Origin of the sequence: Acetobacter sacchari, assembly GCF_017377715.1 — a bacterium.
Lineage (GTDB): Bacteria > Pseudomonadota > Alphaproteobacteria > Acetobacterales > Acetobacteraceae > Acetobacter > Acetobacter sacchari.
Genome location: NZ_JAFVMF010000011.1, coordinates 93932 through 112126 on the forward strand (window position 1 = coordinate 93932; position 18195 = coordinate 112126).

Below are 18195 nucleotides of genomic sequence, written 5' to 3' on the forward strand. Positions count from 1 at the left end.
CCGCAATTCGGGCTGGCCGATCAGTAGCTGCAGAACCGACGGATACCGGGTCGACATAGAGCGGTCAGAAAGGGTTCACGAATATTGGATCAGCACAGTGTGCCTGCGTCCGTGTGTCGCGAAACCTTCGGAACCAGCCGTAAGCTCCGAAGGTAAAAAAAGGGTGACGGAAGAGACGACGCGCCATGCTCCTCAAACTAAGGGGAGGGCGGTCAAAGTCAGGCTATAGTGGCGTCAACATCCCCGTGGCGCCGCAGCAGCGCTTCGCTAGCTTCGTTTAAGCCAAGCAACGTCACGCTGTGCCCCCGTGCGCGCAGTTTCTCCACGATGGCCTCCACCGATCCCACAGATGTAATGTCCCAAAGATGGGCGCTCCGAAGGTCGATAACGACATCTCGTGGTGAAGCGGGAGTGCCGCCGGATGTTTCGGCAGAATCGTCGTAATCGATCGATTCCTCGAGAAGCTCAGCTGATGCGAAGAAAATTTCGCCGCGCACAACGTATTTTCGCGCGCCGGACGTAGCGTCCAGCATCTTTTCCACGCGAAGCATTGAAGAGACGTTCGAAGCGAAGAATACGCCGCTCAGCAGAACGCCAACGGCCACGCCGGCCGCAAGGTCGCTGGTGGCGACCACCACGGCAACCGTGCTGAGCATCACTGTGCTCGCCAGTCTCGGGTGCGCGACCAGTTCACGCAGGGACGCCCATGAGAACGTGCTGATCGACACCATGACCATGATGGCGACGAGTGCCGCGACCGGTATGCGGGCGATGAACGGACGAAGCGCGACGATCAGTACGAGTAGAAAAACCCCGGCCATCAATGTTGAGAGGCGTCCCCGTCCGCCGTAACGAACATTGCCTACGGTTTGACCGATCATCCCGCATCCGCCGATTCCGCCGAACGCGCCAGCTGCAAAATTCGCCAGCCCAAGTCCGACGCTCTCACGGCGCTTGTCCGACGTCGTGCCCGTCATGTCGTCGACGACCCGTGCGGTCATCAGGCTTTCGAGCAGCCCGACCATCGCCATAGCGAACGCGTATGGAGCCACGATGCCCAACGCCTTGAAAGTCAGGGGGAGGTGAGGAAACCCCGGTGTCGGCAAGCCGTCCGGAAGGCGGCCAAGGTCCGCCACAGTCTCCACCGGCATCGGATACACCGTGACAATCGCTGTAAGAACCACGATGCAGATGAGCGGGGAAGGTATGGCCGTAAAAACCTTCGGCACTAGGTAGATAATCGCGAGGCCCAGCGTGATCAGCGCGTATGTCTGCCACGACACGCCGATCATATGCGGCGTTTGAGCGTAGAAGATAAGGATAGCCAGAGCGTTCACGAAGCCCGTACGAACTGAACGCGCCACGAAGCGCATCAGAACATGGACCCGGAGCAAGCCGAACGCTATCTGGATCGCGCCGCACAACAACGTCGCTGCGAACAGGTATTGTACTCCGTGCGTGTGCACTAACCCGGCTGCGACCAGTGCGACCGACCCTGCGGCGGCGGAGATCATGGCGGGACGCCCACCGGCGAATGCGATGACCACGCTGATGACGAAGGAGGCGTACAGGCCGACCGAAGGGTCGACGCCTGCGGCCGATGCAAAAGCAATCACTTCCGGGATCAGCGCGAACGTCGCAACCATTCCCGCCAGACATTCGCGTACAGGAGACACAGTGGGACCGCGCCAGCCGCTCATGAGCGACGCCAGAGCCATGACAGAATTCCTTTAGAACCTCGTTCGCCCGGACGTACCTGAACGAACAAAAAATCACAAAAACAACGAAAAGAACCAGTATCCGGGGAGCCGCGCTCACAGATACGCCTGTAACGATAGAGCGGTTGACGCTACCTGTCGTTTCATGTCGCGCGCTGCGAAGGCGATTTGCGAAGCCGATGTCAGGCTTCCAGACTCGCTTACGTAGACCGGCGTTCAGCGACCATCTTCCGCAACGCAACGCCCACCCGTTCGACGACAGGAGCCCAGTCGCCCAGACGATCCTGTCTTATGATCGTCAAATCTGGATACCAGACACTGTCCTCCCGCCCCGACAACCATCGCCAACAATTGTCGAAGCGGTCCATCAGCAACACGCGACGTCCCAATGCGCCTGCCAGATGAACGACGGAGGTGTCCACAGACACAAGCACGTCGAGCCCCATCATCAGCGCCGCCGTATCGTCCATGTCATGCAGTTCGTCAGTCGGATCATACAGCCGCATGCCTTCCGGAGGATCGAACGCTTCCTTCGCGTAAGGGCCTTTCTGCAGGCTGATGAGATTGACGCCCTCAACCGCAGCCAGCGGGGCCATTGCTGCCAGCGAGGCCGATCGTTTCCGGTCCACCATATGTGCGGGGGTATGATGTGGTCGTGGCGACCCGCCCCATACCAGACCAACATTCAGCTTGCCGTTACGTGGGAGCAGACGGCTTTTCTCCGACACCTTGGCCGGATCGGCGCGCAGATACGGAACCGGATCGCCCATGGCGTCAGGCGTTCCCACCAGCGCGCGCGGCAAGCTTATGAACGGGCAGTGCCAGTCAAATGGGGGAACGTCGCCCCCGACCTGCACTATTGCGACCCCTTCCACACGCCGGCACACATGCTCCAGAGAATCAGGCACCCATAAATGCGTGATTGCGCCGCGACGGGCGAGGGCAGGGATGAAGCGCAGATACATCAGCGTATCGCCGAGCCCTTCCTCCTGCGTGATCAGGATGCGCTTTCCCCGGATATCCACGTCTGGTCCGATTGGCGGGAGAAGCTTTTCTCGCGGGAGGCTGGTATGATTCGGCAGCTTGAGGCGCCACTCGTGCTCGGACCATCCCTGGGCAAAACGCCCGGCCTTGAGCAACGCCACGGAATGGTTGAGCCGTATCTGCGCGTCAGTCGGTTTTTCGGCGATAGCCGACCGATACAGGTCCAGCGCTTCTTCTGGCCTGTTGAGAGCGGAAAGCAGGCACGCGAGATTGGAGAGTGCGCTGGCGTTATTCGGCGTCAGTTTGAGCACGGACTGGAACATCCCCAGCGCCGTTTCGGTCTCTCCGCGCTCTGCACGGGCTATCGCCATCAGGTTGAGCGTCAGCGGATTATATGGCCGGAGGCTAAGGCCTTGTTCGAGAATGCCGATGGCGTCGTCAAAACGCCCCATCTGACACAGCACGTCTCCCAGTGCGTCATGAATACGCGCATCTTCGGGCGTCAAGGCAAGCATTGCGCGCACGGCGCGCTCTGCATCCGGCCGCATGTCGAAGCGTGCGAAAAGCTCGACAACGTCATGGGCAGGGTGCTTGGCGCCCACATTGGCCAAGGCTGCATTGACAAGCAGCGGCGCGGCCAGATCGAATTGTCGACTTCCGGCGTATGCGAACCCGAGCAGCAGATCGACACGGTGCTCGCCCTGCCCTGAATAGGGCAGGAGCGCGTCACGCGTCGCTTCGAAGCGGCCTTCCTGAACTTCGGCGTAGGCCCGACGCACGATGGCGTGGAGGCTTGGCCCCGAGTGCTCGAGAGAGGGCGGAGAAGACCGCGTCATGACGCGCCGATTGCTCCGTCAGGCCGCTTTCATGACCGCCGTCAGAGACTGCAGCACGTCGGCTGGCTCCTTCTTCTCCAAAACGGCGACTTCTGCCACGAAACGCTCCTGCGCGGCCTCGAAAAGCTTGCGTTCGCTGAAGCTGCCGTCGAGGCTGTCGACATTACGGCGGAGATCACGAAGAACCTCTGCGATCTGTACGAGATCGCCGGAGTTGATCTTCTCCTGGTATGCAACCGCGCGGCGCGCCCACATGCCTTTGCTGACGTGCGGCTTGCCCTTGATGATCGCCATCGCCTTGTCGACAATCTCGCGCGACACGATTTTCCGGAGACCGGCTTTCCGGGCCTTCGTCAGGGGGATGCGGAGCGTCATCTGGTTGCCTGGGAAGGAAATCTGGATCACCTCCAGCTGCGTTCCCGCGATCTCATCCACGCCGATGCGATCGACGCGTCCTACGCCATGCGCTGCATAGACAATCGAATCACCCTCTTTGAAAGGGTCTTCGTCCTTGACTTTGGTTTTCGCTTGAGCGGCTGTGGTGGCGGCCGCCGTGCGCGCCATGGCGTCCGTAACCCCGCCTTTGGGGGGAGATCTGAAAGTGTTCATGGGACTTGTCCCTAGCACAAAAACGGGCTCATGTCTCGGGCAGCCTGCCGACCGGAGACTGAGCCTCCGCCGCCTCTGCGTGCCAGAGGTTCCGGGGTGCGGCCAGCAGCAGCCGGAAAATCCTTTCCTTCGCCCCCGCCTTGGGCGTCGTGACGGATAACGGTTTGCTATCAGCCGTTGTGACCGCAAACGTTGAGGGAGGCTCCCTTCTGGAGCTCAGAAGCGCCTGCAGGGTGGTGCGATTGCCGGGTAACGCTTCACGCTGTCAGCGCAGCACCCCGCCTGCAGGGGCAAGTGGTGGTTTCGGGGTTTCCCTTATGGACTGCAACAGATCGATTTCGATTGTCCGGGCCATGGCTTCCATCGGAAGGGCATGAACGGAATCGATGAAAGGGTCCTCAAGATCTGCTCCGATCTTGTCCAACACGACGAATAACAGGCCCACAAGCGAGGAGCCGAGAGGCGTGATCCAGCCCAGCGTCTGCACCGTCGACAGGGGCAGCACGATGCAGAACACGTTCGCCAGCACTTTTGGAACCGCCGAAAACTGCACGGGCAGGGGTGTGTTGCGTATTCGCTCCAGCCCTCCCTGTGCATTGGCGAGGTCGGACAGAATGCGATCAATCTGGCCGTGCAGAGCTCCGTCGATGCCCAGCTTTGTGGACTCCTCGGTCACGCCGAGGCCGATCTGGAAGAGAATGCCATTGGGTTGATTGCGCCAACCCTTGATCCGTTCCGCCATGTCCTGAGGCAGTAGGCGGTTCACGTCCTCGGAAGCGTCGACACTGCCCAATGCCTGCCGCAAGGCATGTGGGTAGGCCGCCATCGCCATGACCAGGTCCGGACGACCGCCCAGAATAGTGCCCACCTGGCGTCCGAGCGAACGGCTATTGTTGGTGATGGACCCCCATAACGCTCGTCCCTCCCACCATCTTGCGTAGGCGCTGTTGTTGCGAACGCCCATGAACAGGGCGATCGCCGATCCGATCAGAGAGATCGGGAGGGCTGGCTGCTCCATCCACTCCTGATGAAAAACCTGAAACAGGATGACTACGAGAAAGTCCCACGCGCCAAGCACTAGCAGCGTCCACATGCTTTCGCGTAGCAGCACGCTTAAACCGATACGTTTGTTGACGATCATTCCGCTGTCTGTCCTCCTGTGGGCGATGGCGTCAACGCCCTAACGTATTCGAGTGGCGTCTGGTCGTGCGCTCGCTGACAGAATTTCACGAAATTCGGTCGGCGCACACCCTCGTCTTCCGGCGTTGGCGAATGAGTTCAAGCTTCCAGCCTGCCGCCCGGTCAACGCGTTCGCACAGGCTGGCGTCCATCGCAATGCCGTCTGCCGCGTCTCTGGCCTCGGGCCATAGTTTGTCATTCATGGGTCACGTAAACATCGCTTCCTGATGCAAGCGCTCGCGCTTGGAAGCTGGGTATCGTTCGCGGCGCTCGGATAATTGAGCATGCCATCGACCGATTTCCCGCGTAGTATGTCGAACTGATCAGAGAGGGAGATCTGACCATGGCGCTCACTACCCACTCCGAGCATATCTGCGCAGGCGGGCGTGTCGGATTTTACAGCCATCAGTCGGACCAGTTGGGGCTGGTAGCGCGCTTCGGCGCCTTTATTCCGTCTCGGGCGCAAAGCGGTCAGCGCGTTCCTGCACTCTACGTGTTGGCGGGGCTGACGTGCAATCATGAAACATTTCTTACTAAGTCAGGAATAATTCGATTTGCTGCGGAGCGCGGTTTCGCGGTGATCGCTCCCGACACGTCGCCTCGGGGCGCTGGCGTTGCAGGAGAGGGGGACAGTTGGGACCTCGGGCTGGCAGCAGGTTTTTACCTCGACGCGACGCAGACGCCGTGGCGAGCGCATTACCGCATGGGGAGTTATCTGAGCCGGGAACTGCCGGAGCTTACATCCACCGTCATGCCCATAGACGGCGAGCGACTGGGCTTGATGGGGCACTCAATGGGTGGACACGGTGCGCTTGTGCATGGGCTTCGAACCCCCGAATTATGGAAGTCGGTTTCTGCTTTCGCGCCGATCGTTCATCCTGCCGCCGTTCCCTGGGGAGAAAAAGCGTTCACGGCTTATCTCGGCCTCAACCGCTCAGACTGGGCCGATCACGATGCGACGTTGCTCATTGCATCGGGCCATCGTCACCCACATACGATCCTGATCGATCAGGGTGTGGCCGACCAGTTTCTCGACACTCAATTACGTCCGCAAGAGATCGAGAAAGCCGCCCAATTGGCGGGTCAGCCAATGAGTGTGCGTCTTCACGAGGGCTATGACCACTCGTACTGGTTCATACAGTCTTTCATCGAAGATCACGTGACGCATCACGCTGCGATCCTGGCCGCGTAAGCTCGGTAGTCAGAAAATTTGATCCGGTCGACGGGAGTGTGTTGGCCGGATACGCCGCTGAGCATGTCATTGAGTTGGCATAATATATATTATACGACTAATGGTGTTAGCGCCGGATTAAAATGTCCTCCCTGCCGCTTTGAGGTGTAGTCTGTCCTCGCCATGGGTGTGCGGTTCGGGAGGCCGGACATGGGACTGGTGCTGATGGACGATCGAGACCTGCGCCGGGTTGGCGTGCTGTCCGAGGTGTTGTGCGGGAGCCGCACGGCAGCGTCGGCGACTGATCTTTTGGGGATAACGACGCGCCAGACGCGTCGCCTGCTGGAGCGCGTTCGTGATCGCGGCGCCGGCGGGCTTGCACATGGCGGACGCGGACGCCCGTCCAATCACCGCAGGCCCGAGAGTCTTCGCGCCCAGGCGCTGGCGCTGCTGCGCGTGCATTACCCGTCCTACGGGCCGACGCTGGCGTCCGAGACGTTGCAGGCGCGCCACGGGCTTGTGATTCCGCGCGAGACCCTGCGCGGCTGGATGCGCGCGGACGGGATCTGGCTGACGCGCTCCCAGCGCAAGAACTTCCATTAGAGCGGATCCGTCGGGAGCGTCTGGGCGAGCTGGTGCAGATCGACGGGCCGGAGCACCGCTGGTTTGGTCCCGAGCGCCCGTCCTGCACGCTGCTGGTGTTCGTGGACGACGCCACAAGCCGCCTGATAACGTTGCTCTTTGTCCCCAGCGAGAGCACGGACGGTTATTTCGAGGCGCGGGAGCTGTATCTGGAGGCCCATGGCCGTCCGACCGCCTTTTATTCAGACAGGCACTCGATCTTTCGCGTGGCCAAAGCGGATGCGACCGGCGGTCAGGGCCTGACGCAATTCGGGCGGGCTCTGGCGGAGCTGAACGTCGAGATGCTGTGCGCCAATAGTTCGCAGGCCAAAGGCCGCGTGGAACGGGCCAACCGGACGCTTTCGTCGATGGTCCGGTTGAGGTCCGGCATCACGGCGTGTCCCTGCCCTATCGCGTCTTCGACAAGGATCTGTGTGTGGACCAGGGCGCCGTGGTCGAAAACAAGCGGCTGTCCGAGGCGCTGGCGATGGTGGCGGAGATGCGGGCCACCCCACCCCACTCGCCGCGCGTCAAGACCGGCAGCGAGAAAGGCGGCTATGTGCCAACCGGCACGAAACGAGGGCGCAGGTCAGACTCGCTTCGCCGCTTTATAGAAGTCAAGCTTGGATAGCTGACCTTAGATTTGAGAAATTGCTTGGTTGTTGTCTCCCTCAGTAAAGTTACCCATGCAGACGCCGAAACGTTCGGCGTCTGCATCTCACTTCGTGGCGTGAAACATATATTAGGCTCGCTCCGAAAGAAACATTGACAGGGTTATTGGTTAATACAAGAGCTGCAATGTGGAGTAAAAATCATGATGGCGTAATGCATTTGTTGTGGGATGTTGAAGATGGAGGTAGTCGATAAGGCTTGGCGTATGCATTTTGTGCATGTGCCAACCATCAAGGCGATTACCTTGATCGTTCCGGGTCCGTCAACGTCATCCGCACTAGTTCAGACAGGCTGCGAGCTTCCATCTTGGTCATGAGATTGGCCCGATAAATCTCGATTGTTCGCGGGCTTATCCCAAGCTCCCGAGCAATGAGTTTGTTCGACTGGCCGTCGACGAGACCACGAAGAACCTGTTGCTCCCTCCTAGTTAGCGCGGAGATTCGTTGGCCAATGACATGTGCTCGCGCTCGTTCGGCGTCGCTCTCATCGCCGCACTGCAAAGCGGAGGTCACTGCGCCGAGGATGGTGTGATCGTCGAATGGTTTTTCGATGAAGTCGCGCGCGCCAGCTTTCATTGCCTGCACCGCCAGAGGTACGTCGGCATGACCGGTGATCACGATGACTGGAAGCGCTTTGCCACTCTCTCGGAGACGGCAGACGAGATCGAGGCCATCCACGCCGGGCATTCGGATATCCGTAATGACGCAGCCACGCTCAACCTCCTTCAGGATGGCGAGGAATTCATCCGCCGATCCGTGGGTCTGCGCAGCATGCCCCGACGCCACCAGCAGGAAAGCAAGAGATTCACGTACGGCCTCGTCGTCGTCAATCACATGGACGATGCTATTCGGATTCATTCGCCGAACTCCTCTGTCCGGGCGCAAGGCAAGGTAAAGAGGAAGCACGTTCCGCCCCCCGGTTCCGGCTGCATTCCGATGCGTCCTCCATGAGCCTCCACGATGGTACGGCAGATTGACAGGCCGACTCCCATGCCATGATCCTTCGTTGTCGAGAACGGTTCGAATAGCCTGCTAGCGATCGCCGGGCTGACACCGGGGCCGGTATCAGTCACGCGGACTCGCGCCATGCCTTCGAAGGTGTCGATCGCCACTACTAGGCGCCGTTCGTCACAGTCTTCCATGGCCTCCACGGCATTACGGATCAGGTTGAGGAGGACTTGCTGTATCTGAATCTTGTCCGCAATAACTTGATCAACCCCCGAGTCGAGTTGAAAGGACACTTCGATCCCGCGCTCCGCGATTCCGATCAATGCGAGCGTCGCCATTTCCTCGATAAGCGCCCGCAGGCTTTCCAGGCATGGCTCCCCTTCTCCACGCGACACGAAGTCCCGCAACGACCGTATGATCCGACCTGCTCTCAGCGCTTGCGCGGCCGCCTTGTCCATGGCCTCCCGCACGCGGGCGCTCTGCCCGCTCTCGAGTTGCAGGAGACGACGGCCACCGTTGAGAAAGTTCGCGATTGCAGTCAGAGGTTGATTGAGTTCGTGAGCCAGTGTCGCCGCCATCTCGCCCATGGCGGACAGGCGCGAGATATGAGTGACTTCGGCCTGCAACTGCCGCACGCGTCGATACGCCTCTTCGCGCTCCGTGAGGTCACGAAGGAAGGCTATCGTGAAGGAGCTCCCTCCCGAGCTCAGGCGTCCGGTAGACAGGTCGACAGGGACCGTCGTCCCGTCTTTGCGACGGGCGACTGCCGACAACCCATGCCGCTCGGGGATGGGAGCCACTCCAAGTTCCGGAAGGATGGTCGCTATGTTCACCCCGATGGCCTCGACCGCACCCCACCTCAGAAGTGTCTCTGCCGCGTGACTGAACGACTGCACGAGGCCCTGTTCGTCCAGAATGATGATAGCGTCGGGAACTGCATCGAGGATGGAGCTAAGATGGGCCTCACGTTCGAGGATGCGTTGAGCCATGGCGACTGTGCGTCGGCGGGCACGCAGCAGCCACTCGCCGCCGCAGGTGATCAGGACGCAGAGTGTAGCGAACAGAAGTGTCTCGACCCAGTTTTCGATCGGCGGCGCGCCGTCGTAAGCGAGTAGCAGGCAGCCAAGCACAGACGCGAGGGTGGCTGCGACTAAACCGGGCAGCAGGCCGCCGATCGCCGCGCCGACGAGCACCCCCGGGAGCAATAACAGAAATAAAGTCCTGCCGCCCAGAAATGGGTTGATCAGGAAACGTATGAGCGTGCCCAGCACGACGAGCCCGAGCCCGGATAAAGAGCTAGTTGCGAGACCGCGATGGTTTGGTCGCGCAGTGATCTCTTGGGGCGGCAGATCCCAGAAGTCCCTCAATGACGTCCTCCGCTCGCATGTTGCGGCAGATGGTCGCCCGAGAGCAAGCCCGTAATACTACGTAATAGCATCACTCATCGAAATATCGGAGATGTAGATCTGGATTTCGTCGTAAATTTTCATCGCTCCACACGGTGGAGCGCACAAGTTTCGCATGTGCAGTTGGTTGTTTCGTCCGAATTTCTGCCAGTGCCGTCAGGAACAACGACGTCCGGTAGCGTTTGATAGTTTAAAAAATACATAATGATATGGAAATCATAAATACAATGCGTAAGGGAGAAGGAAAATGAGATCACCTTGTACAAAATTAAAAATAAATAGGCGCCGCCTGCTTCTTGGTATGAGCGCCCTCGCCACTGCAGCGAGCTTTGCGCAGTCCAGAGGTCTTGCGGAGTCATCGGGACCACCCAGTCTGACTGATCCTGTATCACATTTTATGTTTGTATCGAGGGTTCTCGTTCCTCATGAGTTAGATCGCTCTGTCGGTCATAGAATTCATGGCGCATTTAGTGACGTCGAAGAGGATTTTGATAATAAAATAAAAGAACTTCAAGATTTGATAATAAAAACATCTCCAGTAGATGTTGAGCATTTCATGCCCACGTTGACTGATATAAAGCAAAAAAATACGGCGATGAAGATAATCTCGGCGTGGTATTCCGGTGTTGTTAATGGAAAATCGAAAGACCATACAATAGGTTTTGAAAGTTCTCTCATGTACAAGGTGACGAACGACGTCATGACGATACCTTCCTACGCAAAGTCCGCTCCCAATGGGTGGAACTCGACCGCAGTTTCCTTGCTGAACATGCCTTCATTTTAAATTTTTGGAAAATTGTTCATGCCTTCAAATCTTAGTAGCGATGTCATCATTGTCGGCACCGGCGTAGTGGGCTGTCTGATTGCTGAGCAGGCTCTTGACGCCGGGTTCTCGGTTCTAATGCTTGAGGCCGGTCCTCGGGTCAGTCGCGACACAATCGTTGAAAACTACCGAAATCTGCCGCCTAGACTGCGCAACCACTGGAATGCGCCTTATCCTCCAAAGCCGTGGGCTCCCCATCTCGAAACGCGCACGGAAAGTGAGGGAGCGTCTTATCTCGACCTGATCGGTCCGAACGCCAAAGCGTACGAGCAGGGCTATGTGCGTTACGCAGGCGGCGCCACCTGGCATTGGGCAGGAATCTGCTGGCGCATGACACCCGATGATCTACGCCTGAAAAGCCTTTATGGTGTGGGGCGGGATTGGGCTTTCAGCTACGATGTGCTGGAGCCATACTACGCGCGTGCGGAACATGCGATGGGCGTGTGTGGCCCTCGCGATCCGGCCTTACAGTGGCCCCCGAACACGACCCGTTCGCGCCCCTACCCGATGGGCCCAATACCCTTCGGCCCTGGCGAACAACGACTGACGGACGTCGCGGCAACCATCGGTATGCAGAACCTTCCCGCGCCCCAGGCACGCAATAGTGGCGTTTCGTTTGATGGACGCCCCCCCTGCTGCGGAAACAACAACTGTTTTCCAGTATGCCCAATCGCCGCTAAATACGATGCGGCAACGGCGTTGCCCCGGATTGAGGCAAAAGGCGGAAAGATCATCACGAACGCCGTCGCGTATCGTGTTGAAACAAATTCTCAGAAGAAAATCGAGGCAATCCATTACTTCGACCCAAACAAGACCTCCCATTCCGTTTCGGGGAAGATATTCGTTCTTGCGTGCAACGGAATAGAAACGCCTAAACTTCTCCTGCTGTCCGCGAATGAGAAGAACCCACATGGGGTCGCGAATAGTTCGGATCAGGTTGGTCGCAACATGATGGACCAGCCAAAACTGGTAGCAGATGTTGAAATGACCGAGCCGCTTTGGACCGGAGTAGGGCCCGTCCAGAGCAGCAGTATCATGAATACCAGTCAGGGCGATTTTCGCCGTGACTACGCGGGAGCGATGTTCCGTATGGAAAATATGGCGCGGAGCACGCTCGGCGGTCTAGCTGCCCTGGAAAAAGGTCTATACGGAAAGGCCCTCGATCAGGAAATTCGACGGCTGTCGGCTTGCACGGCGCGTCTGACCGTTGAGCACGAACCACTGCCTTTATCATTTAACCGGCTGACTCTTTCTGACAAAAAGGATTGGCTGGGTCTGAGCCGTCCGCGCATCTACTACGATGTGGGTGATTATGTGCGTCGAAGCGCCACGCAATACACAGTGCCACTTTTAAAAAAGCTGGCGATCGCTCTTGGCGCGACAGACATTAAGATCTCGCCGGAATTTTTACACAGCGACCATATCATGGGCGGAACTATCATGGGCAATGATCCCGTGGATTCCGTTGTGGACGCAGATTGTCGTGCACATGATCATGACAATCTCTTCCTGCCCGGTGGCGGCGCAATGACCACCGGCGGCAGCGGAAATAGCACGATAACCATGGCGGCATTGGCCATCAAAGCTGCGGATGCGATTGTTGGGCAATTGAATCATGGTTAACTTGATGCATAGGAGGTTGTCGGCGAAGTTATCATTCCTTGCGGCCTTTTCGGGCGCGGTGTTCCTGTGCAGTAGTGCTTCAGCCAGAAGCGAAGGAGCGACTGACCAGGGCGCCTATATAGCGGTGACGTCGGATTGTGTGGCCTGTCATACAGCACCGGGCGGCAAGCCTTTCGCTGGTGGGCTGGCGTTGAAAACGCCGCTCGGTACGATGTACTCTACGAACATTACGCCGTCCACGACGTTCGGTATCGGAGATTACACCGAAGCGGATTTCTCGCGTGCTGTCAGGAAGGGAATCCGAAAAGACGGGAACAATCTCTATCCTGCAATGCCTTACACGGCGTATTCGAAAATGACAGACCGGGACTTGCACGACCTGTACGTGTATTTCATGAAATCCGTTCGGCCCGTAGAAAGCACTCCCCCTAAAACATCTCTACCATTCCCAATGAATATTCGTAGTTCGATGATGTTCTGGAATATACTTTTTCGTAATGACAGGCTCTTTCAGCCTGATCTTTCGCGATCCGAAGAATGGAATCGGGGTGCGTATCTTGTGCAAGGTCCAGCGCATTGTGGAACCTGCCATACGCCGCGTGGATTTCTCATGCAGGAAAAACCTTCCGAGAGTCTAGGTGGCGCGAGCCTTGGATCATGGTACGCACCCAATATCACGTCTGATAAAATCAGCGGGATAGGGAGCTGGTCACCTGAGAATATCAAAACCTATCTGAAGTCTGGCCATATTGACGGCCTGGCGCAGGCGGCCGGTGGAATGGGAGAAGCGGTCGAACACAGTTTTCAGCATTTTACAAACGACGACCTTCAGGCAGTGGCGACGTACCTCGCCTCCGTAAAACCGGTTCGTGATCCCGAAGACGGAAATACTTCGCGGTTCACACTTGGTCGGGCCATCTCCAGCGCGGATCGCGTCCGGGGTGATCAGCCGATCCGCTCGGAAGATAATTCCAATATGACCGGTGCGGAATTGTTTATGGGCAACTGCGCTTCATGCCATAATTTCAAGGCTGAAGGCAGTCGTGACGGGTATTACCCGTCATTGTGGCATAACTCCGTTACGGGGGCCTCCAACGCAGACAACCTTATTGCGACCATTCTCTTTGGCGTCGACCGTCACGTTTCTGGTGTCGAGGCCTTTATGCCCGGCTTCGGAGGCAGGAAGTCGGACGCCGCGCAACTGAATGACGAGGAAATAGCCAAGCTTACAAAATATGTCCTGGACACGTACGGACGGCCTCAGGTTTCCGTCTCAGGCGCGGAAGTCAAGCTGATTCGCGAGGGGGGAGCAAAATCACCGTTACTGGCGCTCACCCGGTTTGGCATGGCAGGGAGTATGACTATCATAACTCTGGCATGTATTTACGGCGTTTTCAGACGCATTCGAGCTTGAAAAAGGGAGAAAAAATTATGTTTTCGAGAAAAAAACTTCCCTCGTGGGTTAAAGCAGCGTTCGGAGCATGTGCGATAAGCGCATTGATGATCGAGGTTCCCGCTTATGCACAGGGCGTAAATGACACTCCCGCGTCCTTCGTCGACACCGCTAATCTGAAAAGGAATATTGTTGGCGTCTGGGGGCTTGTTTCTTACAAAGTAGAAGACAAAGAAACAGGGAAAATGATTGATGCGATGGGATCTTCTCCTCGGGGCCGAGTCATTTTCACCCCGGATGGCTGGGTTGCATTCAATCTTGAAGGTAGCAACAGGCAACCGGCGAAGACGGATGAGGATCGCGCTCATCTTATGAAAACTCTCGTTGCATATATCGGCCGCTATAGAGTCGAGGGAAATCAGTGGGTCACCGGTGTGCAGACTGCCTGGGCGCCGGAGTGGGTTGGTACAGAGCAAAGACGCACCATTTCAATCGATGGGGAAAACGCAAAGGTCACCACACCCTGGCGCAAAATGCCCAACTGGGATTCAGGAAAACTTTCTCGTAGTATCATTGAATTTAAACGAATTCAGTGATTCAGGTCATTTTCGGTCTCTAGGTTCTAGCGCCATAAAGATTGGTCGACTTCAGGAGATAGATGTGTTCAGCAGACAGGCCAAAATCACGGGAATAGGCTGTTCTAGAAAAATTGAGACGTCCGCTCGAGGATGTGATGTTTTGCGTGATCCGGCTCTCAACAAAGGTTCAGCCTTTACGCAGGAGGAAAGAAACTCTCTGGGGTTAAACGGTCTATTGCCGCCGGTAATCTCCAATGAGTTGGAGCCTCAATTGACACGCGCCCTCACAGCCTATCGTAAAGCCCCCACCGATCTCGATAAACACATTTATATGTGGAGGCTCCACGATAATAATGTGACGCTGTTTTACGCGTTGCTTCAACGCCATCTCATGGAAATGCTTCCGGTTGTCTACGATCCGGTGGTTGGAGAGGCAATTGAACAATACAGTGAGATTATAACACGACCTCGTGGCGTTTTTCTCAGTATTAACGAACCTGATGAAATTGAGGAAAAGCTGTCAGCCTTCGGCGCCAGCGCTGACGATATTGATCTGCTGGTTGCCAGTGACGCCGAAGAAATTCTCGGAATTGGGGACTGGGGCGCCAACGGCATCGATATCTCCATCGGCAAACTCGCCGTCTATACTGCGGCTGCTGGGGTCGATCCTCATCGCGTCATTCCGATTGTACTCGATGTTGGAACAAATAACCAAAAGCTTCTCAACGATCCACTTTACATCGGCTATCGACACAGTCGTGTTGTCGGTGAGGTTTATGACAACTTTATAGACGCATATGTCAGGGCGGCGAAGAAACTCTTTCCCCGGGCGATGTTGCATTGGGAGGATTTCGGTTCAACAAATGCACGCCGTATTTTGAGCCGTTTCCGCGACAAGGTTCCGACCTTTAATGACGATATGCAGGGGACTGGCGCAATCGTTCTTGGTGCATTGCTCAATGCAGTTCGCCGCAGTGACACACTCTGGTCCGATCAGCGCGTGGTAATTTTAGGCGCAGGCACAGCCGGGGTCGGTATTGCGGACCAGATTCGCGATCAGATGGTGCGGCATGGAGTGTCGCAAGATGAGGCAACCCGCCGCATCTGGCTTGTCGATTTGCCGGGTTTGCTTACTGACGACATGAAACACGGACTTCTTGATTTTCAGGTAAGCTATGCCAGACCAGCTGCGGAGGTTCAGGCATGGTCACGTGTGTCGGCTGATATGTTGCCGGCAACCCAAACCAGGTGGCCGGCAATGGCAGCCTTACGCAGTGAAAAGGCTCAGAATGGTGGCGTAATTGATCTGGCAGAGGTCGTTAAAAAAGTGCGTCCAACTATTTTGATAGGCACCTCGACTACGCCTCATCTGTTTACCGAAGAGCTCGTGAAAGATATGGCTTCACATGTTGAGCGCCCAATTATTTTTCCGTTGTCAAACCCAACGAATTTACATGAAGCCACGCCAGCTCAACTTATTGAGTGGACGGACGGCAGAGTGCTTGTCGCGACAGGTGCTCCTTTTGAAAATGTCACTTTTAAAGGGGTTTCCTATACGATAGGGCAAGCGAACAACGCCGCCCTGTATCCGGGCCTTGGTTTTGGCGCCATCGTATCGCGGGCGAGCCATGTCTCCGATGAAATGATCTTTGCCGCCGCGCAAGCAGTAGCCAGTCAAGCGACGGACGCCACCCCCGGCGCGGCTCTGCTGCCTTCGAACGCGGACCTTCGTGCGACTTCCAGTGTTGTTGCTGTCGCAGTGGCCAGCAAGGCGCAGGAGCAAAACATTGCCCAAGAGAAGTTCACTGATGTGATCGAAGCCGTGAATAGCGCACAATGGTGGCCAATCTACCAACCCGTCATCGCAATATAAGATCACGACCTAGAGGGCTCTATAAACCTTCTGCTTTGAAGCGCTCTCGGCGATTGGATTCTAATCTGACGTGCACCGTTAGGACTATTCTCGAGGTGCGCTTGGATAAGGCGATCGGAGATTGGCGTGAAAGAGTAGCCACCTAACGCTTGCTGACCGGCGGATGATCGCCGGTCTGAGAGATCAGAAACCCTGCATGCGCGAGATAGCGCAGCGTCTGCTGCGCCATAGCAACGCGATTTCACCAGAACTGTGTCGCAGCTTACATCGTAGCGATGGCGGCAACCTGTCGCGTCTTGTCAGCAGATTTGGCGCTGTGACGAAGGACATCCGCCACAAGGCTGTAGCCGCGAGCGCTGCGCTTGTCGATCAGAGCGAAGATGAGGGCTAGGACGAAGATGTTCTTGTTTCCTTTTTATAATCCCGGGCTGTCGTCCCGCTGATGCTCCACACCGTAGTTTGCTCGCCAAAACCCGATTTCGCGAGGCCGCCCTCCCCCAAGTTACCGGTCGACGCCAAGCTGCTCGGGACGCTGGAGGCGACTGAGCGCCGTCTGGACACGCGCGCACGCTACGCACGGGCTCAGGCTATGGTGCTGCTCGGCGTGAAGGACCCCTTCACAAAACGCTTCAGGACGCGGAAGCTGCTTCTCCGCGGGGGCTGCCGGAGAAAGAGGTCATGGCCCGCATCCAGCGTCTGCGCTGTTCATAATCCTGCCGGTCTCTCGGTTGCGGTCCATCGAACGTAGTACGTTTTCGAAAGAAACGGCAATCCATGGCGGGAGACATTGGGAAATGGCGCCTTCCCATCGAGACAGAATTAACTTATTCGCAGCGCCGGACTCGCACAGAGTGACATCGCCCACCTTTGGAGAGGATCAGCCTTATGAGTAAAGCCTTTATCGCCGCCATCCTGCAGGACTCATTTCAGTCCACAGGCGTCGCCGCCCTGAAGGGCGCGGAAGACGTGATCGACGCCATCGTCGGCGAGCTGCTCGCCAAAGGCAGCTTCACCCTTCCCAGCTTCGGCGCGTTCACTGTTCATGACACGCCTGCTCGCAATGCGCTCAATCCGCGCACCGGCGAGCCGGTCAAGGTCGCCGCTGGCGCGACCGTCCGCTACAAGGCCTCTCCCGTCCTGAAGGCCGCCGTGAAGGAAGCTCGCGCGAAGGCGAGCGGGAAGAAAAAGGCGGCTCCGGCAAAAGCCAAAGCCGCCAAGGTGGCTGCGCCTGCAACGCCTGCCGCGCGCGGTCGAAAAAAGGCCTGATACCGCTTACGCCGCGCGCTTTGCATGCCGAACGCGCGGCGATAAACCGGCAACGTCTCCTGTTCCTTGATCTCCGATGGCTCCTGCCTGCGCAGGCGGATGATCACGCGGATCACTTTCACGTCGAACCCCGCTAATTTCGCGTCAGTGAAAATATCCTTGATATCCGCCGTAAGAGCTTTGCGCTCTTCCTCAAGCCGCGCCATGCGCTCGATGATGGCTCGCACAGCTGTCGACCGCTATATACTGCCCACTGCGGCCTCTGCGACGCTCCCGTCGTGTTACGCCTCGCGGAACTCCACCTCTCTCAGTATTACCCGACCGGCTCGTCCGTCGCTGACGCGTGTCCTGATTTCTGAACCCAGCCGAACAAACTCGCTCATCTGAGGCTTCATCGTGCGCAGATTTGCGGCAGCTGGAGGCGCTCCCGAGTCGAGTTGTTCGCACAGCGCGTAAATTAGTCCAAACAACACCCAGCTTTTGACCGCCAGGCTCT

Annotated in this window: 15 protein-coding genes and 3 pseudogenes; 10 read left to right on the plus strand and 8 right to left on the minus strand. The window is 57.3% G+C overall.

Annotated elements, in window-relative coordinates:
• Positions 1-218 precede the first annotated feature (218 nt).
• From J2D73_RS11485 to J2D73_RS11500, 4 genes are all read right to left on the minus strand, one after another.
• Entirely contained in the window at positions 219-1718 is a 1500-nt protein-coding gene (locus tag J2D73_RS11485; RefSeq protein ID WP_243429884.1) for a SulP family inorganic anion transporter, read from the minus strand.
• A 200-nt stretch (positions 1719-1918) separates the two neighbouring features.
• Entirely contained in the window at positions 1919-3538 is a 1620-nt protein-coding gene (locus J2D73_RS11490) for a tetratricopeptide repeat protein (protein ID WP_207881691.1), read from the minus strand.
• 18 nt (positions 3539-3556) lie between these two features.
• Positions 3557-4147, minus strand: coding sequence for a CarD family transcriptional regulator (locus tag J2D73_RS11495; protein WP_026398483.1), 591 nt, complete (start codon positions 4145-4147; stop codon positions 3557-3559).
• A gap of 265 nt (positions 4148-4412) precedes the next feature.
• On the minus strand, positions 4413-5288 hold the full coding sequence (locus tag J2D73_RS11500) for a bestrophin family protein (protein WP_207881692.1): 876 nt from the start codon (positions 5286-5288) through the stop codon (positions 4413-4415).
• A gap of 381 nt (positions 5289-5669) precedes the next feature.
• Between J2D73_RS11500 and fghA the strand changes: the two genes are divergently transcribed.
• Together fghA and J2D73_RS11510 are read left to right on the plus strand one after the other, a co-directional pair.
• Complete coding sequence (gene fghA, locus J2D73_RS11505) at positions 5670-6518, plus strand: S-formylglutathione hydrolase (protein WP_207881693.1); 849 nt, start codon at positions 5670-5672, stop codon at positions 6516-6518.
• Between the two features lie 189 nt (positions 6519-6707).
• Positions 6708-7100, plus strand: a complete 393-nt coding sequence (locus J2D73_RS11510) for a hypothetical protein (protein WP_207881694.1) — start codon at positions 6708-6710, stop codon at positions 7098-7100.
• Here J2D73_RS11510 and J2D73_RS11515 read toward each other — a convergent pair.
• Positions 7097-7300, minus strand: coding sequence for a hypothetical protein (locus J2D73_RS11515; protein ID WP_207881695.1), 204 nt, complete (start codon positions 7298-7300; stop codon positions 7097-7099). The genes J2D73_RS11510 and J2D73_RS11515 overlap by 4 nt on opposite strands.
• A gap of 215 nt (positions 7301-7515) precedes the next feature.
• On the opposite strand from J2D73_RS11515, the gene J2D73_RS11520 reads away from it, so the two are divergent.
• The gene (locus J2D73_RS11520; RefSeq protein WP_207881696.1) at positions 7516-7749 is read left to right on the plus strand and encodes a hypothetical protein; all 234 of its coding nucleotides are present in this window, start codon (positions 7516-7518) and stop codon (positions 7747-7749) included.
• 280 nt (positions 7750-8029) lie between these two features.
• Here J2D73_RS11520 and fixJ read toward each other — a convergent pair whose 3' ends face one another.
• Both fixJ and J2D73_RS11530 read right to left on the minus strand, forming a co-directional pair.
• Complete coding sequence (gene fixJ / locus J2D73_RS11525; protein WP_207881697.1) at positions 8030-8647, minus strand: response regulator FixJ; 618 nt, start codon at positions 8645-8647, stop codon at positions 8030-8032.
• Positions 8644-10104, minus strand: coding sequence for an ATP-binding protein (locus tag J2D73_RS11530; RefSeq protein WP_207881698.1), 1461 nt, complete (start codon positions 10102-10104; stop codon positions 8644-8646). Before J2D73_RS11530 ends, fixJ begins: the two co-directional genes overlap by 4 nt.
• A gap of 286 nt (positions 10105-10390) precedes the next feature.
• Between J2D73_RS11530 and J2D73_RS11535 the strand changes: the two genes are divergently transcribed.
• The 7 genes and pseudogenes from J2D73_RS11535 to J2D73_RS11565 all read left to right on the plus strand — a co-directional run.
• On the plus strand, positions 10391-10927 hold the full coding sequence (locus J2D73_RS11535) for a sorbitol dehydrogenase family protein (RefSeq protein WP_207881699.1): 537 nt from the start codon (positions 10391-10393) through the stop codon (positions 10925-10927).
• Positions 10928-10945: 18 nt separating this feature from the next.
• Positions 10946-12589, plus strand: coding sequence for a GMC family oxidoreductase (locus J2D73_RS11540; RefSeq protein WP_207881700.1), 1644 nt, complete (start codon positions 10946-10948; stop codon positions 12587-12589).
• Between the two features lie 610 nt (positions 12590-13199).
• The gene (locus J2D73_RS20815; RefSeq protein ID WP_243429885.1) at positions 13200-14003 is read left to right on the plus strand and encodes a c-type cytochrome; all 804 of its coding nucleotides are present in this window, start codon (positions 13200-13202) and stop codon (positions 14001-14003) included.
• A gap of 17 nt (positions 14004-14020) precedes the next feature.
• Entirely contained in the window at positions 14021-14578 is a 558-nt protein-coding gene (locus J2D73_RS11550; RefSeq protein ID WP_243429886.1) for a lipocalin-like domain-containing protein, read from the plus strand.
• A 64-nt stretch (positions 14579-14642) separates the two neighbouring features.
• Positions 14643-16433, plus strand: coding sequence for an oxaloacetate-decarboxylating malate dehydrogenase (locus tag J2D73_RS11555; RefSeq protein ID WP_207881702.1), 1791 nt, complete (start codon positions 14643-14645; stop codon positions 16431-16433).
• A gap of 145 nt (positions 16434-16578) precedes the next feature.
• Positions 16579-16824: pseudogene (locus tag J2D73_RS11560) on the plus strand (helix-turn-helix domain-containing protein); the annotation flags it as partial.
• Between the two features lie 494 nt (positions 16825-17318).
• A pseudogene (locus J2D73_RS11565) lies at positions 17319-17585 on the plus strand (HU family DNA-binding protein); the annotation flags it as partial.
• Between the two features lie 137 nt (positions 17586-17722).
• Here J2D73_RS11565 and J2D73_RS20820 read toward each other — a convergent pair.
• Positions 17723-17926: pseudogene (locus J2D73_RS20820) on the minus strand (DUF2312 domain-containing protein); the annotation flags it as partial.
• Positions 17927-18195 lie beyond the last annotated feature (269 nt).

Excerpts from the sequence above, each read along its gene's own strand:
- J2D73_RS11485 (WP_243429884.1), bottom strand. The coding sequence starts at position 1,718 with ATGGCTCTGGCGTCGCTCATGAGCGGCTGGCGCGGTCCCACTGTGTCT.
- J2D73_RS11490 (WP_207881691.1), bottom strand. The coding sequence starts at position 3,538 with ATGACGCGGTCTTCTCCGCCCTCTCTCGAGCACTCGGGGCCAAGCCTC.
- J2D73_RS11495 (WP_026398483.1), bottom strand. The coding sequence starts at position 4,147 with ATGAACACTTTCAGATCTCCCCCCAAAGGCGGGGTTACGGACGCCATG.
- J2D73_RS11500 (WP_207881692.1), bottom strand. The coding sequence starts at position 5,288 with ATGATCGTCAACAAACGTATCGGTTTAAGCGTGCTGCTACGCGAAAGC.
- fghA (WP_207881693.1), top strand. The coding sequence starts at position 5,670 with ATGGCGCTCACTACCCACTCCGAGCATATCTGCGCAGGCGGGCGTGTC.
- J2D73_RS11510 (WP_207881694.1), top strand. The coding sequence starts at position 6,708 with ATGGGACTGGTGCTGATGGACGATCGAGACCTGCGCCGGGTTGGCGTG.
- J2D73_RS11515 (WP_207881695.1), bottom strand. The coding sequence starts at position 7,300 with ATGGGCCTCCAGATACAGCTCCCGCGCCTCGAAATAACCGTCCGTGCT.
- fixJ (WP_207881697.1), bottom strand. The coding sequence starts at position 8,647 with ATGAATCCGAATAGCATCGTCCATGTGATTGACGACGACGAGGCCGTA.
- J2D73_RS11535 (WP_207881699.1), top strand. The coding sequence starts at position 10,391 with ATGAGATCACCTTGTACAAAATTAAAAATAAATAGGCGCCGCCTGCTT.
- J2D73_RS11540 (WP_207881700.1), top strand. The coding sequence starts at position 10,946 with ATGCCTTCAAATCTTAGTAGCGATGTCATCATTGTCGGCACCGGCGTA.
- J2D73_RS20815 (WP_243429885.1), top strand. The coding sequence starts at position 13,200 with ATGCAGGAAAAACCTTCCGAGAGTCTAGGTGGCGCGAGCCTTGGATCA.
- J2D73_RS11550 (WP_243429886.1), top strand. The coding sequence starts at position 14,021 with ATGTTTTCGAGAAAAAAACTTCCCTCGTGGGTTAAAGCAGCGTTCGGA.